The 15,986-nt window shown below is 63.2% G+C and carries 14 protein-coding genes; 4 read left to right on the forward strand and 10 right to left on the reverse strand.

Annotation, left to right across the window (positions count from 1 at the left end; translation table 11 throughout):
• Positions 1–77 precede the first annotated feature (77 nt).
• Positions 78–677 carry a hypothetical protein gene (locus tag RI444_RS12475; RefSeq protein ID WP_062096937.1) on the forward strand — a complete coding sequence of 200 codons (600 nt, stop codon included), beginning with the start codon at positions 78–80 and terminating at the stop codon, positions 675–677.
• Here the strand turns inward: RI444_RS12475 and RI444_RS12480 are convergent.
• From RI444_RS12480 to pdxT, 9 genes are all read right to left on the reverse strand, one after another.
• Entirely contained in the window at positions 674–3,064 is a 2,391-nt protein-coding gene (locus tag RI444_RS12480; protein ID WP_031215976.1) for a RelA/SpoT family protein, read from the reverse strand. The genes RI444_RS12475 and RI444_RS12480 overlap by 4 nt on opposite strands.
• Before the next feature lie 157 nt (positions 3,065–3,221).
• On the reverse strand, positions 3,222–4,211 hold the full coding sequence (secF, locus tag RI444_RS12485; protein ID WP_021470624.1) for a protein translocase subunit SecF: 990 nt from the start codon (positions 4,209–4,211) through the stop codon (positions 3,222–3,224).
• Entirely contained in the window at positions 4,211–5,980 is a 1,770-nt protein-coding gene (gene secD, locus RI444_RS12490) for a protein translocase subunit SecD (RefSeq protein ID WP_069694564.1), read from the reverse strand. Before secD ends, secF begins: the two co-directional genes overlap by 1 nt.
• 114 nt (positions 5,981–6,094) lie before the next feature.
• Entirely contained in the window at positions 6,095–6,478 is a 384-nt protein-coding gene (yajC, locus tag RI444_RS12495; RefSeq protein ID WP_021470626.1) for a preprotein translocase subunit YajC, read from the reverse strand.
• A 103-nt stretch (positions 6,479–6,581) separates the two neighbouring features.
• Entirely contained in the window at positions 6,582–7,658 is a 1,077-nt protein-coding gene (gene ruvB, locus RI444_RS12500) for a Holliday junction branch migration DNA helicase RuvB (RefSeq protein ID WP_021470627.1), read from the reverse strand.
• Entirely contained in the window at positions 7,651–8,295 is a 645-nt protein-coding gene (ruvA, locus tag RI444_RS12505; protein ID WP_021470628.1) for a Holliday junction branch migration protein RuvA, read from the reverse strand. The genes ruvB and ruvA overlap by 8 nt, the downstream gene beginning before the upstream one ends.
• 61 nt (positions 8,296–8,356) lie before the next feature.
• Complete coding sequence (gene ruvC, locus RI444_RS12510; RefSeq protein WP_031215978.1) at positions 8,357–8,932, reverse strand: crossover junction endodeoxyribonuclease RuvC; 576 nt, start codon at positions 8,930–8,932, stop codon at positions 8,357–8,359.
• Between the two features lie 64 nt (positions 8,933–8,996).
• Positions 8,997–9,752: a YebC/PmpR family DNA-binding transcriptional regulator gene (locus tag RI444_RS12515; protein ID WP_021470630.1), complete on the reverse strand. Its 756-nt coding sequence runs from the start codon at positions 9,750–9,752 to the stop codon at positions 8,997–8,999.
• 3 nt (positions 9,753–9,755) lie between these two features.
• Positions 9,756–10,457, reverse strand: coding sequence for a pyridoxal 5'-phosphate synthase glutaminase subunit PdxT (gene pdxT / locus RI444_RS12520; protein ID WP_021470631.1), 702 nt, complete (start codon positions 10,455–10,457; stop codon positions 9,756–9,758).
• Positions 10,458–10,537: 80 nt separating this feature from the next.
• On the opposite strand from pdxT, the gene RI444_RS12525 reads away from it, so the two are divergent.
• The gene (locus RI444_RS12525; RefSeq protein ID WP_062096939.1) at positions 10,538–11,857 is read left to right on the forward strand and encodes a Mur ligase family protein; all 1,320 of its coding nucleotides are present in this window, start codon (positions 10,538–10,540) and stop codon (positions 11,855–11,857) included.
• On the forward strand, positions 11,854–12,585 hold the full coding sequence (locus tag RI444_RS12530) for a type 1 glutamine amidotransferase (protein WP_062096940.1): 732 nt from the start codon (positions 11,854–11,856) through the stop codon (positions 12,583–12,585). Before RI444_RS12525 ends, RI444_RS12530 begins: the two co-directional genes overlap by 4 nt.
• 4 nt (positions 12,586–12,589) lie before the next feature.
• Here RI444_RS12530 and RI444_RS12535 read toward each other — a convergent pair whose 3' ends face one another.
• Positions 12,590–13,837: a CapA family protein gene (locus tag RI444_RS12535; protein WP_069694568.1), complete on the reverse strand. Its 1,248-nt coding sequence runs from the start codon at positions 13,835–13,837 to the stop codon at positions 12,590–12,592.
• Between the two features lie 83 nt (positions 13,838–13,920).
• Between RI444_RS12535 and RI444_RS12540 the strand changes: the two genes are divergently transcribed.
• Entirely contained in the window at positions 13,921–15,939 is a 2,019-nt protein-coding gene (locus RI444_RS12540) for a M3 family metallopeptidase (protein ID WP_207604558.1), read from the forward strand.
• Positions 15,940–15,986 lie beyond the last annotated feature (47 nt).

Here is a 15,986-nt window from a genome sequence, read left to right on the forward strand (position 1 = left end):
GCAGGCCCCGGTTTGGTTATCCACATAACCGAACCGGGGCCTGTGCGCATTTAAGGGCTGCGGGAAATGATCAGAGCATGCACTCCTTCGATCCCGCCGCGCACCTGCAGGAGCCCGCCCTCCAAGAGTTGTACTCCCCCAGCCGGATATTCACGTGGCCGGAGCTTCAAAGCATGGCACTGGACGGGATCCTTCGCCCGCTCTACGGAAAGAGTTACGCAGCCCCTGGAGTGGCAACAACCCCGAGGCTGCGCGCACGTGCGGCGGCCCTCACAGTTCCCGCCAGGATGCGCACCAAGGTCGTGGCGGGGCGCCTGACAGCAGCCTGGATCTACGGTTGCGCGGCTCCTCCGGAGCGGCTGTCACTCCTGGTCGACGCGAAGCACCGTATCTCAAGTCTCCGCGGCGCCCGGGACTGCAGCCTCCACGAAGTCAGGCTGGGCCAAATGGACGTCGTGAGCCTCGGCGGCATGCTCGTCAGCAGTCCCTTGCGGACGGCAGCGGACATCGCACTGCATATCGAGGAAGAACGGGCACTGCCGGCCTTGTTCTCGCTGCTGGCACGTCCGGACCTGGGCGTTCGCCTGCGGCTACTCACACTGGCCGTCGAGGCCGCACCGCGCGTTCCCCACAAGAAACGGGCCTTGACGACACTCGCCGCGCTGGCTGAACGCTAGGTGCGGCGACGGTTGCCGGTAGTTCTGTACACGTCGAACACACCGTCAATGCGACGAACAGCGCTTAGGACATGGTGGAGATACTTCGGATCCCCCATCTCGAAGGCAAACTTCGAGATGGCTACCCTGTCGCTGGACGTATGCACCGAAGCAGCCAGGATGTTCACGTGGTTTTCCGAAAGTACACGGGTGACGTCGGAGAGGAGCGACTTCCGGTCCAATGCTTCGACCTGGATCTCCACGAGGAACACGCTTGACTGCGTCGGCGCCCACTCGACCTCGACGATCCTGTCCGGCTGGTCCCGGAGCCCGGAAACGTTGGTGCAGTCCGTCCGGTGGACAGAGACTCCCGAACCACGCGTCACGAAGCCAAGGATCGGATCCGGCGGCACCGGAGTGCAACACCGGGCGAGTTTCACCCAGACATCCCCGACTCCACGCACGATCACACCTGAATCGGAGAACTTGGACTTGGCCACCTGGGTGGGGATGCTGACCTCGTCAAGGTCCTCGTCCGGCGTCTCTTGGCCGCCCAGGTGCTCGACGAGTTTCTCCATGACCGACTGGGCGGACGTGTGTCCGTCGCCCACGCCCGCGTAGAGCCCGGAGATATCGACGTAGTGGAACTCCTCGGCCACAGCAGACAGCGCGTCGTGGGTCATGAGCCGCTGCAAGGGAAGGTTTTGCTTCCGCATGGCCCGCGTCAGCATGTCCTTGCCGCGGTCAATTGCTTCCTCGCGGCGTTCCTTGGTGAACCACTGGCGGATTTTGTTGCGGGCACGGGCCGATTTGACGAAGTGCTGCCAGTCCTGGCTGGGACCTGCACCTTCGGCCTTGGAGGTGAAGATTTCGACCCAGTCGCCGTGGTTCAGTTCGCTGTTAAGCGGAACGAGCTTGCCGTTAACGCGGGCACCAATGGTCCTGTGGCCCACTTCCGTGTGCACGGCATAGGCGAAGTCAACGGGAGTAGAGCCTGCGGGCAAAGCCATGACTTCACCCTTGGGGGTAAAGACGAACACCTCACGGGCGTTGATCTCGTACCGCAAAGAGTCCAGGAACTCGCCCGGATCCGATGTTTCCTGCTGCCAGTCCACCAGCGACCTCAGCCAGCCCATGTCTCCGTCCCGGGGGCTGCCGGGGCCGACAGCGGTACGGTTGGGCTGATCCTTGTACTTCCAGTGCGCGGCCACACCGTATTCGGCCCTGCGATGCATCTCATGCGTACGGATCTGGATCTCCACCGGTTTGCCGCCCGGACCGATCACGGTGGTGTGCAGGGACTGGTACATGTTGAACTTCGGCATGGCGATGTAGTCCTTGAAACGCCCGGGCAAGGGGTTCCACCGCGAATGCAGTGTGCCCAGCGCGGCGTAACAGTCGCGGACCGAATCAACCAGCACGCGCACGCCCATGAGGTCGTTGATGTCGTCGAAGTCCTTATCCCGGACGATCATCTTTTGGTAGATCGAGTAGTAGTGCTTGGGACGGCCGGTAATGGTGGCCTTGATGCGCGCCGTCCGAAGATCGTCGGCGATCTGGTTGCGGATGACGCTGAGGCTCTTCTCCCGCTCGGGGGTCCTGTCCCCCACCATCCGGACGATTTCCTCGTACACCTTGGGATACAGGGCTGCAAAGGAGAGATCCTCGAGCTCCCACTTGATGGTGTTCATGCCAAGGCGGTGCGCCAGCGGGGCAAAGATTTCCAGGGTCTCCCGAGCCTTGCGGGAGGAAGATTCCGCAGAGACGAAACGCCACGTCCTGGCGTTATGCAGACGGTCCGCGAGCTTGATCATGAGGACCCGGATGTCCTTGGCCATGGCCACGACCATTTTGCGGACGGTCTCGGACTGGGCAGCCTCACCGAAGCTGACCTTGTCCAGCTTGGTCACCCCGTCCACGAGCATGGCCACTTCGGGCCCGAAGTCACGGGTCAGGTCTGCCAGCGTGTACGGCGTATCCTCCACGGTGTCGTGGAGCAGCGCCGCAGCCAAGGTGGTGCCGGTCATGCCCAGTTCGGCCAGGATCGTGGCGACGGCGACGGGATGGGTGATGTAGGGGTCGCCGCTCTTGCGCTTCTGCCCCTGGTGGCTCTGCTCGGCCACTGCGAAGGCGCGCTGGATGAGGTCGAAATCCTCTTTGGGGTTGTTGGCCCTGACAGTGCGGAGGAGCGGCTCCAGGATGGGCGAATACGGAGCTACCCCACGTCCGGTAAGCCGGGCAAGCCGCGAACGGGTCCTTTCCCGCCGTCCGGGGAAGGTTGGACGCGCCCCCGGGGCGTCAACCGGCACAGCAGCAGACCGCCCAGCCACGCTTGTTGCTGGAACCGCCACACCGCTGTGACCGTCTTCTCCGCCCGCCGGTGGTGCCGACGTCGCACGCTCTTCCACAGAAGTACCCCTCACGACCGATTTAATTCTTCCAGTCTATTCCCGCCAACGAATGCTTCCGCAACCGCGACGCACATGACGCGAACAGCGGCAAGTCAAAGAGCCGGCCCCTGCATCCTGGCAGGGGCCGGCTCTTTCCGTTGTTCAAGCGCCTTCGTCAGGCAGCGGCTTCAGCCCTCCGGTGGGCCACCTTCTTCGCCTGCTTCACGAGTTCCGGTTCGCCCTGGCGGAGCCAGGCGTACAGCGGAGCGGCAATGAAGATGGTGGCTGCGGTACCGATGAGGATCCCGACGAACAGCGCCAGGGACAGGTCGCGGAGGGTTCCGGCCCCTAGGAGTCCGGCACCAATGAAGAGGATCGCTGCCACGGGGAGGACAGCAACCATCATGGTGTTGATCGAGCGCACCAAGGTCTGGTTGACCGCGAGGTTCACCTCTTCGCCGAACGTCCGGCGGGTGGAAGTGGAAATGTCCGAAGTGTTCTCCCGGATCTTGTCGAAGACCACCACGGTGTCGTACAGCGAATAGCTAAGGACCGTCAGGAAGCCAATGATGGCCGACGGGGTTACTTCAAAATCACTCAGGGCGTACACACCCGCCGTGACGAACATCGTCACCAGCATGCCCACCAGGGCGGACAGGGACATCTTCCACGTCCTGAAGTACAGCGCCATGAGGACAGCAGCCAGGCCGACGAACACCACCAGGCCGATCAATGCCTGCCGGGTCACGTCCTGGCCCCACGTGGGGCCGACGAAGTTGGATGTCACTTCGTTGTCGGTGACCCCGTAGGCGCTGGTGAGGCCTTCCTTGATGCGGTTGGTCTCATCATCGGTCAACTGGTCCGTCTGGATTCGCATGGTGTTGCCGGCAACGTTGGCAACGCGCGGCACGGCACCGGGAACGACGTCGTGGACCGCTTTCTCTCCGAGTCCGGCATCCGTGGTGGACACATTGGACACGGTGAACTCAGAACCGCCGCGGAACTCGATGCCCAGGTTGAAGCCGCCCTTGAGCACCGGGATGAGGATGGACAACGCCACTGCCACGGCAGCGATGATGAACCAGATCTTCTTCGAGTCCACAAAATTGTAGGACCGCTTGCCCGTGTAGAGCTCATAGCCGAAGGTCGCGAAGCTGGTAGTCATTACTTCTCCTCGCTGGTGGCGTTGGATGACTTGTTGCCGTTGGACGAGCCGGTGAGCTGCCCCTTCTCGGCAAGGCGTCGTTCGGCGATGGTCATGCGCCGTTCGGCTTCCGCCACGGCACCGGCGTTACGGGGCCTGACGTTGGCGGGCTTCTCCTCGGCTGTCCGGATCCGGCCGGCACCCCGGTACAACGGCACCGCTCCAAGGCGGTCAGGAGACAGTCCGGAGAAGCGGTGGCCTTCTCCGAAGAACTTGGTGCGGGCCAGGACCTGCAGCATGGGGTGGGTGAACATGAACACGACGATGAGGTCGGCCACAGCGGTCAGGCCCAGCGTGAAGGCAAAGCCACGGACGTTACCGACGGCGACGAAGTACAGCACCACGGCTGCAAGGAGGTTGACTGCCTTGGAGGCCAGAACGGTGCGCTTGGCGCGCTTCCAGCCGTTCTCGACGGCGGACACCAGGCCCCTGCCTTCGCGCAGCTCGTCACGGATACGTTCGAAGTACACGATGAAGGAGTCCGCAGTCTGGCCAATGGCCACAATGAGGCCCGCGACACCGGCCAGGGACAAACGGTAGTTTTCGGTCCAGCCGAGGATGGCGATCGCGAGGTAGGTCAGCGCGCCGGCGACTACGAGGGAAGCGATGGTGACGAGCCCAAGTGCGCGGTACTGGAAGAGCGAGTAGACCACCACGAGCACGAGTCCGATGATGCCGGCCAGGAGACCCAGGCGCAGCTGGTCGCCACCCAGGGTTGCGGAAATCTGTTCCTGTGATTGGATCTCAAAGGAGATCGGCAGCGCGCCGTAGCGGAGCTGCTCGGAAAGCGCCTTGGCGGATGCTTGCGTGAAGTTGCCCGTGATCTGCGGCTTGCCGTCCGTGATGACAGCCAGTGCGCGAGGGGCGGAAATGACCTGGTCGTCCAGGACAATGGCGAACTGTGCCTTGGGATCGTTGCCACCCTGTGCCAGGGACGCGTTGTAGAACTGGTTGAGCCGTTCGGTAACCTTCTTGAACTTCTCCGTAGCGTCGCCGTTGAACTCGATATTGACGCCCCAGGAGTTGGTGACGGAACCCTGTGCTCCTTGGACCTGGGAGAAGGAAGAATCGGCAATGTCCTGGCCCTTGACCTCTACGGGACCGAGGATGTACTTGATGGCGGGGGTCTTGTCCGTAGCAAGTTCGCACGTCACCAGTGGCTTGGCCGGGTCGGAACGCTCGCGCTTCTCCGCAGCCGGATTGACGCAATCCAGGGCCTCGAATTCCTTTTGGACTTCCGGAGTGACCCAGTTGGTGTCGCTGGCGTTCGTCGGCTCGGCCGTGGGCTTGTTCAGCTGGTCATCGGGCGTGCGCGACTCGGCAGGAATTGCCGCCGGGTCAGCTGCGGCAATCACGGGGCGGAAGTTCATGTCCGCCGAAGCTTGAATGAGGTCGCGGGTTTCCTTCGACGGTGTTCCCGGAAGGCTGACCACCACGTTGCGGCCGGACTGCGTGCTGATCTCGGCTTCTGCTACGCCGGAACCATCAACGCGCTGGCGAATGATCGCCACGGCCTGGTTGAGCTGTTCTTCGTTGATCTCGCTGGAGCCCTCGACGCGTGGCGCCAGGATCATCTGGGTTCCGCCCTCAAGGTCCAGCGCAAGCTTGGGAGCCCACGTGGCGTTGCCGGTGATGACACCCCCGGCCAGAACTGCGGTTAGTACGACGAATATTGCTCCAAGCCAAGTCAGCACTCTGCGCGCTGAATTCCTAGGGCCGGTCCGTGCCATTATCGATCTTCCTGTTATCGCCGGCCAGCCGCCGGCCGACGCCGGTGGGCGTCCGCCGGCGGCTCTCCGCTGCCGTAGAAGTTATCTTGCGCGGTGGTACCGCGGCTGACAGTGCTAGTTGTCCTTCTTGTCCTCTTTGTTGAGGCGCGCAATGGTTTCCTCGGGAGTCTCCGGAGCAGCCGGGGCCTCCGTGCCGGTTACGGTGAGCGAGGACGCATCATCCGGAACAACCGGGGTTTCCTCTGCCGGCTGGTCGATGACCTTGGTTACTGCCTGGCGGTGCACCGTGGCTTCGTTGCCCGGGGAAAGCTCCAAAACTACCTTGTTCTCGGCCTCGTCGATGGAGACAATGCGGCCGAACAGGCCAAAGCTGGTCATGACGTCAACGCCCGGAGCAAACTTCGACTGCATTTCAGCCTGCTGCTGCTGGGTCTTCTTGTTGCGGCGGAACATCATGAAGACAAAGAGTCCCAGCATGACGAAGAGCAATATGGTCATTGGATCCACAGGGAAGTTCCGTTCTGTACTTACGTTTGCGTTCACGGCAGCGTCCTGTGCCGAGCGTCATACCAGTCTAGTGGGAAATTCCGGGTGCAGCGTGTTAACCGATGCTGTCTACGCTCTCAGCGTGGTTTTCATCCTCTTCGAACAAGGGAAAGGCTTCCTGGCCAAACACCCCGGCAGGGACGGCATACCCCAGGTGGGTCCAGGCTGACGCCATGGCGATGCGGCCCCGCGGCGTGCGTCCCATCAGGCCTTCACGGACCAGGTACGGCTCTGCCACGGTCTCCACTGTCTCCGGCTCTTCGCCGACGGCGATGGCCAGCGTGGAAAGACCCACCGGGCCACCGTTGAACTTGGTGATCAGGGCCTCCAGGACAGCGCGGTCCAGGCGGTCGAGCCCGCGGGCGTCTACCTCGTACATATCCAGGGCTGCGGCGGCTGACCGCGCGTCGATCTGCTCGATGCCGTGTACCAGGGCCCAGTCGCGGACACGGCGAAGCAAGCGGTTGGCGATACGCGGCGTGCCGCGTGAACGGCCCGCAATCTCCGTAAAGCCGGCCGAATTGACCTTCAGGTCCAACAGGCCTGCGGAACGGCGGAGGACGAGTTCAAGTTCTTCGACCGAATAGAACTCCAAGTGGCCCGTGAAGCCGAAGCGGTCCCTCAGGGGCCCGGGAAGGAGCCCGGCACGGGTTGTGGCACCAACCAAGGTGAACGGCGGGAGCTCCAGTGGAATGGCGGTGGCTCCGGCGCCCTTGCCCACCACGATGTCGACGCGGAAGTCTTCCATGGCCATGTACAGCATTTCTTCGGCGGGCCGGGACATGCGGTGGATTTCGTCCAGGAACAGGACTTCGCCCTCCGACAAGGAGGAGAGGATGGCAGCCAAATCCCCGGCGTGCTGGATGGCCGGGCCACTGCTGATCCGCAGGGGGGCATTCATCTCGGCAGCGATGATCATGGCAAGGGTGGTCTTGCCGAGTCCCGGAGGCCCTGACAAAAGAACGTGGTCGGCGCTCCGATCACGCATGCGTGAGGCTTCCAGGACCAGCGAAAGCTGCTTCCGGACCCTGTGCTGGCCCACGAAGTCGTGAAGGTTTTTGGGCCGGAGGGCGGCCTCGATGACACGCTCTTCCGGTTCCTCGCCCCCGGCGACCAGGGATTGCTCAGCCACGGCTGCCTACGCGGTTGCCCGCACGGGCCCCGTCCTGGCCCAGCCAGCGAAGGGTCGCACGAAGGATCTGGGCGACGTTGCCCGAGTCCACGAGCTCGGGTGAGTCGGCCATGGCTTTGTCGATGCTGCCCGTAGCGTCTTTTTCCGACCATCCCAGGCTGGTCATGGCCGCAACTACCTGTGGCTTCCACTCAGCGGTTACCTGTGCGGCAGGGGCGCTGGCGGTGCCTGTGCCATGGGGAACCAGCTTGCCTGCCAACTCCAGGACGATCCGGCCAGCGACCTTCGGCCCGATGCCCGGGACCTTGGTGAACGCCTTGCCGTCTCCGGTGTGCGCGGCCACGCGGATGGCCTCCGGCTCATGGACGGCAAGGACGGCCAACGCCAGCCGCGGCCCTACTCCGCTGACGCTGAGAAGGACATCGAAGACCTCACGTTCGTCGTCATCGGCAAAGCCAAACAGCGTCAGCGAATCCTCACGGACGATCATGGACGTAAAGAGCTTGGCTTCATCGCCGGGCTTCAGGTGGCTCAGCGTCTGTGGTGTGGCGTAGACGCTCATGCCTGCACCGTTGAGGTCGATCACTGCCGTCGACAACCCGACGTGGGCAACCGTGCCACGAAGAAAACTGATCAAGACCGGGCTCCTGTAACTATCCGAACATATCTACGAATACCCTAGCAAGCGCAGCCGGCATTCAGCGCGCGCGCCGCGCCTTCGCTTCAGCTTCTGCCCATGCTTTCTGGGCTGGCGTCAGGGCAGAGCTGCCCTTTGCACCGGGAGCTCCCGTCCCGTTTCCCGCCCGCCAGGCGTGGGTGAGCGCCAAGGCGAGGGCGTCGGCGGCATCGGCCGGCTTGGGCGGGGCGTCCAGGCGAAGGATCTTGGTGACCAGCTTGGTGACGGCGTCCTTGTTGGCACTTCCGCTGCCCGTGACCGCCGCCTTGACTTCGGATGGCGTGTGCAGTGCCACCGGTATGTCCCGCCGGGCGGCAGCCGCAATCACCACTCCCGACGCCTGCGCCACGCCCATGACGGTACTGACGTTCATTTGGGAGAAGACGCGCTCCACGGCCACCACATCGGGTTGATGAAGGTCCAGCCACTCATCGATTGCCTGGGCGATGACCAGCAGGCGCCTGTCCAGGGTGAGTTCCGCCGAGGTACCGACGACGCCGACAGCCACCATGGTTGCGCGGCGGTTCCGTTCGATATCCACGACGCCGATCCCGCAACGGGTAAGGCCCGGATCGACTCCCAATACGCGAAGAGTCAAATCCGGGCCTTTCTCAGTGAATGTAACGCCTCAGCGGATGTGAGGCTGCCGGCGTGAACGGCTGTTAGTCGGCGTCGAGGGCTGCTTGGACCTCGTCGCTGAAGTCGGCGTTGCTGTAGACGTTCTGGACATCGTCCAGGTCTTCCAACGCGTCCACCAGCTTCATGAACTTCTTGGCACCATCGACATCGAGGTCCACCTGCATGGACGGCACAAACTCTGCCTCATCCGACTCGTACTCGATTCCGGCTTCCTTCAGGGCATCGCGGATGGCCTGAAGGTCCGAAGGCTCGGAGTGGATTTCCCAGTTGTCGCCGCTGTCCTTGACCTCTTCGGCGCCGGCGTCGAGGACGGCCATAAGGATGTCGTCCTCGGACAATCCATTCTTGGGCAGGACCACGACACCCTTGCGGGTGAACAGGTAGCTCACGGATCCGGGATCGGCAATGGTGCCGCCGTTGCGCGAAATCGCCAACCGGACCTCGGAGGCTGCACGGTTCTTGTTGTCCGTCAAACATTCGATGAGCAACGCCGAACCCTGCGGACCGCGGGCTTCGTACATGATCTCGGTGTAGTCCACCACTTCACCGGTGAGGCCGGCGCCGCGCTTGATGGCGCGGTCGATGTTGTCGTTGGGCACCGAGGTCTTCTTGGCCTTGGTGACTGCCAGTTCCAGGCCAGGGTTGCCGGCGAGGTCCGGACCACCCATGCGGGCGGCAACTTCGATGTTCTTGATCAGTTTGGCGAACGACTTTGCACGGCGGGCGTCAATGACGGCTTTCTTGTGCTTGGTGGTCGCCCATTTGGAGTGGCCTGACATGCTTTACGCTTCTCCTCTGATCATTCGAATAAAGAGTTCATGCACGCGCTTCTCCCCTGTTACCTCCGGATGGAAGGAAGTGGCCAGCAAACGGCCGGAGCGCACTGCAACAATTCTAGCCATCCCGTGCAGGGTGGCCGTGTGGCTGGCGTGGTCGGGATCCACCTGCGCCAGGATCTCAACGTCCGGACCAACCCGTTCCACCCACGGTCCGCGGATGAATACCGCGTGCACCGGGTCCACGCCGGACTCGCCGGCACTGAAATCAAGGCCCTTGAAGTCCAGGTCCGTTTCAAATGATTCCCGTTGGCGCCCAAAGGCGTTGCGGCGGACCGTGATGTCAAGCCCACCGAAGGTCTGCTGGGGGTTTCCGGCCAAGTCTGTGGCGGGGTCCGCGATGTCGTTGGCGAGCAGGATCATGCCTGCACACGAACCGTAGACGGGAAGTCCGTCGGCGATCCGTTGACGCAAGGGATCAGCTACGTCGAATATCCTGGCGAGCTTGTCGATTGCCGTTGACTCGCCGCCAGGGATGATCAGGCCGTCAATGTCATCGAGTTCCCCGGCCCTGCGGATCCCGACACCGGTGGCGCCTGCAGCTTCCACCGCGTGGATGTGCTCGCGGAAGTCGCCTTGGAGCGCCAGCACGCCGATCCGGAGTCCGGCACCAACGCGCGACGAAGCGTCGGAAAGGGTTTTGGTCATTGGACCATCATAGTGTCCGCAGACCCCACGGGCGGCAACGGGACAAGGCTCCATGCCGCAACTGGGATATATTACAGAGCATGTTTTCCTTCAGCGTCCCCCTCGGCAAGCTGGTCCGCGGCCTGTCCCGGCTCCGCGGCGGAGGCTCGGCATTTCCCGGCCTCGTAGTGGAAAAAATCGACCCCGGCTTCATGGAACGGACCCTGGCTTCCCTGCCCCATGGGGTGGCCGTTGTCAGTGGGACGAACGGCAAGACAACCACAACCAAAATGGTGGTGGAACTGCTCGAAAGCCAAGGCCTGAAGGTGTTCACCAACCGCAGCGGCAGCAACTTCACCCGCGGCGTGGCTGCGTCCCTATTGGGGGATGTGGACTGGCGCGGAAAACTCGACGCCGACGTGGCGGTGCTGGAACTGGATGAGGCGCACGCCGTGCACTTCGTCAACAAGGTCTCGCCGCGCTTCAGCCTGCTGCTGAATGTGCTGCGTGACCAACTGGACAGGTTCGGCGAAATCGACAAGACCGCCCGCCTCCTGGAACACATCGCCATGAAGACCACGGACACCGTGGTGTTGAACCGGGAAGATCCGCGGGTAGCCCGGATTGCCGGCAGCGTGCAGGGACTCGGGTCCGTCCACCATGCCGCGGTCCGCTACTTCGGCCTCGATGAGTCGCTGCGGAGTACTTTCCCCAACGACGACGAAATGCGCACGGCTACCGGAACCGCTTCCCCCGGCACCACCCCCGCAGGCGAGCTGCCTGCGGCACCGGAGGCCGACGTCGTACTGCGCCGCGTAGGTGCCCGCGACGCCGACTTTGAGTTCGACGGCGAAACGGTGACCACCCCCATGAAGCTCCGTGGCGTCTATAACATCTTCAATGCTGCTGCAGCGTTGTCGCTGGCCCGCGCAATCCTGGGAACCGGCGCTGTGGACACCCCCAAGCTGGTCAAGGCCCTGGGTGAAGTAGCGCCGGCCTTCGGCCGCGGTGAGAGCCTCACGGTTGACGGCCAGCCGCTGGAACTGGTGCTGGTGAAGAACCCCAGCGGATTCCGGCTGGGCCTTAAGTCATTCCCGGCGGGCGGGTACGCAACCATGATCGCCATCAACGACAACTACGCGGACGGCAGGGATATGTCGTGGCTGTGGGACGTTGAATTCGAATCGCTGCGCGAAGACGGCGTGGAAGTCCTCACGGGCGTCCGCGCCTACGACATGGCGCTTCGCCTCCAGTACGACGAGGTGCCCTTCGGCGCCGTCGAAACTGACATCACGGCTGCGCTGCGCAAGTTCATTGACGGATCCCGCGGCAAACCCAAGAGGATCTTCTGCACCTACACGGCCATGCTCGCCATCCGCCGCGAACTGGCCAAAATCACCATTGTTGAGGTGGTCTCATGACATCGGAATCAAAAGGAACCCTTCGGGTCCTCCAGCTCTATCCGAAGGACATGAACATCTACGGGGACTGGGGCAACGCACTGGTTCTCCAACAAAGAATCAAGTGGCACGGCTATACCCCGGAACTCCTTGAATACAACGTCGGCGACGAGTTCCCCGACGACGTGGACCTTATTGTGGGCGGAGGCGGCCAGGACAGCGGCCAGGTAGTCATCCAGGAGGATCTTCAGGCCCGGGCCGCACAATTGCGCGCCGTGGCCGAGGACGGCGCGCCCATGCTGGTTATCTGCGGCCTGTACCAGTTGTTCGGCAAATTCTTCAAGACCAGCGCCGGTCCCGTCATTCCGGGAATCGGCATCCTTGACGTCGAGACCCAGGGCACCGATGAACGCCTGATCGGCAACGTGACCCTGAAGTCCCCCGAATTCGGCGAAATCCTTGGGTACGAGAACCACAGCGGGCAGACCACCCTGGGACCCGGCGTCGAACCTCTTGGCACGGTGACCAAAGGCGCCGGCAACAACAGCAAGGACGGCCACGAGGGGGCGCGCTACCGGAACGTGGTGGCCAGCTACCTCCACGGCTCGCTGCTGCCCAAGAACCCTGCCATCGCCGACTTCCTGATCAAGACCGCCGCGGAACGCAAGTTCGGTGAGTTTGTTCCGGGAAAGCCCGACGACGGATACGCCCGCCTCGCCCGCGAACACGCTGCCCGCCGCCCGCGGTAAGGCGCTACTTCTCCTGGGTGACCAGCAGCTCGCGGGCTCCCGCGGCCGCTGCACCCATGGACTCGACTACCGTCCGGGTACGTAGGCGGGTTTCGGCGTCGGCAGCCGGCGACGCACAGACACCTTGGGGCGCGTCACTGGCCACGGAGCACCAGCGGTAGGGGTCGCGGACGATCACCGAGGGCGCCCAGGCAAGATCGGATGCGGTCCACTGACCGGCCTCGTTCTGGCTGAACTGGGCGCGTACCAGCAGTCCTTCATTGTTGACCACGTACCACGGTGACAACTCGGTGACGCCGTTGCCCAGGCCATAGACAATCCAGGTGCCCTTGTAATTCTCGATCGGGAGCACGGAATGGGTGTGGTGGCCGTAGATCATGGTGAACTGCCCGCTGTCCACCAGCGCATGGGCGGTCTCCTGCTGCTGCGCGTTCGGCTCACTGGCGTATTCGTCTCCTGCGTGCATGACGCCCAGCACAATATCCGCTCCCGAGGCGCGCGCCTGTTTTGCCTTGGCAATCATCACGGCCGGGTCAAGCTCGTCGACCAACCACGGATACTCCGGGATCTGGCCGTTGTGGCCATAGGTGCCTTCGATGACGGCCACGGTGGCCGCAGGGGTCTTGAGCAGCAGGATTTCTTTTGAGGCCGCCTCGGTACGGTAGGAGCCTGTGTGCTTCAGGCCGGCCGCATCCAGGGCATCCAAGGTCCGCAAGAGACCTTCGGTTCCGCGGTCGATGGTGTGGTTGCTTGCTGTTGTGCAGGCTTGGTATCCCACGTCTTTCGAGGCCGCGATGATCTGCGGCGGCACGTTGAACGACGGGTAAGCGGAGAACGGACCCTCAGAGGTGGCCACCGGAGTTTCCTGATGGCAGATCGCAAGGTCGCTGGCACTGATGTAGCGGCGCTGGCCCTCCAGGAGCGGGACGAAGTTGTAGCCGGGCTGTCCTGCCGCGGCCGCATCAGCGCGCGCCTGTTGCCAGAGCTGGGTGTGAACCAGCATGTCTCCGGTGACCGTGACGGACGTGCAGCGAAGCGTTGGGCACGCCGGCCCTTTGCCGGGGGTCGGGGTCGGGGTGGGCGTCGGAGTGGGCGTGACCGTCTCCGGCGCTGCCGCAGTACTGCTTGATTGATCGGGCTCTTCGGCGAGCACGCCGCAGGAGTTCAGCGACAGCGACAAGGCGGCGGCAATCGCCAGCACGGCCGCCGGCTTCGCCAGTGAGCGGACCCGGAAAAAGGTGATGTTCCCCATAGGGCCAATCCTATGGGCGCGCCCCGCGAAGAAGGGTGCGTGCCACCCTTGAGGACGTGCTTGTTAAGTGAAAGAGTCACTTCATGACCAATCCCCTGCTGTCTCCCAGCGAGCTGCCCTTCGGGCTTCCACCCTTCGCGGACATCTCCCCCGAACACTATGCTGAAGCGATCGACGCCGGGCTCGCTGCGCAGCTGCAGGAAATCACGGCGATTACGGGCAACTCCGAACCCCCGACCTTCGAAAACACTGCCGCTGCCATGGAACGCTCAGGACAGCTCCTGGCACGCGCTGCCGCGGCCTTCTTTACGCTGGTCTCGGCCGATGCCTCCGAGAAAATCCGGGAGATCGAGACTGATGTGTCCCCCAAGCTGGCTGAACACCAGGATGCCATCTACTTGAACAGCGGCCTCTACGAACGGTTCCTCGCTATCGACACTTCTTCGCTGGATGCCGCCTCCGCGCGCTTGGTGGAGGAGTACCTGAAAGAGTTCAGGCAGTCCGGCATCCAGCTGGACCAATCCAGCCAGGACCGGCTCCGTGCCATCAACGCCGAACTCTCCAGGCTGGGCACTGACTATGGGCAGCGCGTCAAAGAAGGAATGAAAGCGGCCGCCGTCCTGGTCGAGGACCCTGCCGGTTTGGCGGGCCTTTCCACCGAAGACATCGCAACTGCCGCCGAGGCCGCGAGGGAGGCAGGAGCGGACGGCAAGTACCTGCTCGGCCTCATCCAGCCCAGCAACCAACCTGTGCTGGCTTCGCTTGAGGATCGTGAGGTCCGGCGCCGACTTTACGAGGCTTCCGTTTCCCGTGGAATCGAAGCCGGGCCCCTGGATGTGCGGGACCTCATTGCGCGCACCGTCCGCCTCAGGGCAGAGAAAGCAAGCCTCCTGGGATTCCCGAATTTCGCGGAGTTGATGGTGGACCGGCAGACCGCCCCGGACTTGGCAGCAGTACAAGGCATGCTCACCAAGCTCGCCCCTGCGGCGATGCGGAACGCACACGCCGAAGCCCGGGCCTTGGCCGAAGAAGCCGGGCACAGCCTGGAACCTTGGGATTGGGCCTACTATTCGGCCCGGGTACGCAAGGAAAAGTTCCAGGTGGACGAGCAAGCCCTGCGCCCCTACTTCGCCCTGGAATCGGTACTTGTGAACGGGGTTTTTCATGCCGCCACGCAGCTCTACGGGGTTACGTTCCACGAGCGGCCCGACCTTCAGGGCTACCACCCCGACGTCCGGGTGTGGGAAGTCCGGGACGGGGACGGCAGCAGCCTCGGTCTCTTCCTGGGCGACTATTTCAGCAGGGAGACCAAGCGTGGCGGAGCGTGGATGAACTCCCTCGTGGACCAGTCCCACCTTTTGGGAACCCGGGCGGTAGTCATCAATAACCTCAACGTCAGCAAACCGGCGCCCGGCGAACCTGCGCTGCTGACCCTGGACGAGGTCCGCACAGTGTTCCACGAGTTCGGGCACGCGCTGCACGGCTTGTTCTCCGACGTGGCCTTCCCACGGTTCTCCGGGACATCAGTACCGCGGGACTTCGTCGAGTACCCTTCCCAGGTCAATGAGATGTGGCTCACGTGGCCGGAAGTGCTGGCAAACTATGCCCGGCATCATGTCACGGACCAGCCACTGCCCGGGGAAACAGTGGAGAAACTCGAGGCATCGCTCCTCTGGGGTGAGGGTTTTGCGACCACGGAATACCTCGGCGCCGCGCTGTTGGACATGGCGTGGCACGCTTTGGGGGCAGAAGAAATCCCCGAAGACATCATGGATTTCGAAAGCCGGTCCCTCGTGGACTCCGGGATCGCCCATCCGCTGATCCCGCCCCGCTACCGCAGCGGCTACTTCCAGCACATTTTCGCGGGCGCAGGATATGCAGCGGGGTACTACTCCTACATCTGGAGTGAAGTCCTGGACGCGGACACCGTCGAATGGTTCAAGGACAACGGCGGGCTGACACGGGCAAACGGTGACCACTTCCGTCAGGAACTGCTCTCCCGAGGCAACAGCCGCGACCCCCTCGAGTCCTTCCGGATTTTCCGTGGACGCGACGCGCACCTGGAACCGCTGCTGAAACGCCGCGGCCTGGAGGAGGCTTAAAACAACGACGCCGGCTGGTCACCGTTAAGGTTGGCCAGCCGGCGTCG

The sequence above is a fragment of the Paenarthrobacter sp. AT5 genome (assembly GCF_032764245.1).
Classification (GTDB): Bacteria; Actinomycetota; Actinomycetes; order Actinomycetales; family Micrococcaceae; genus Arthrobacter; species Arthrobacter ureafaciens.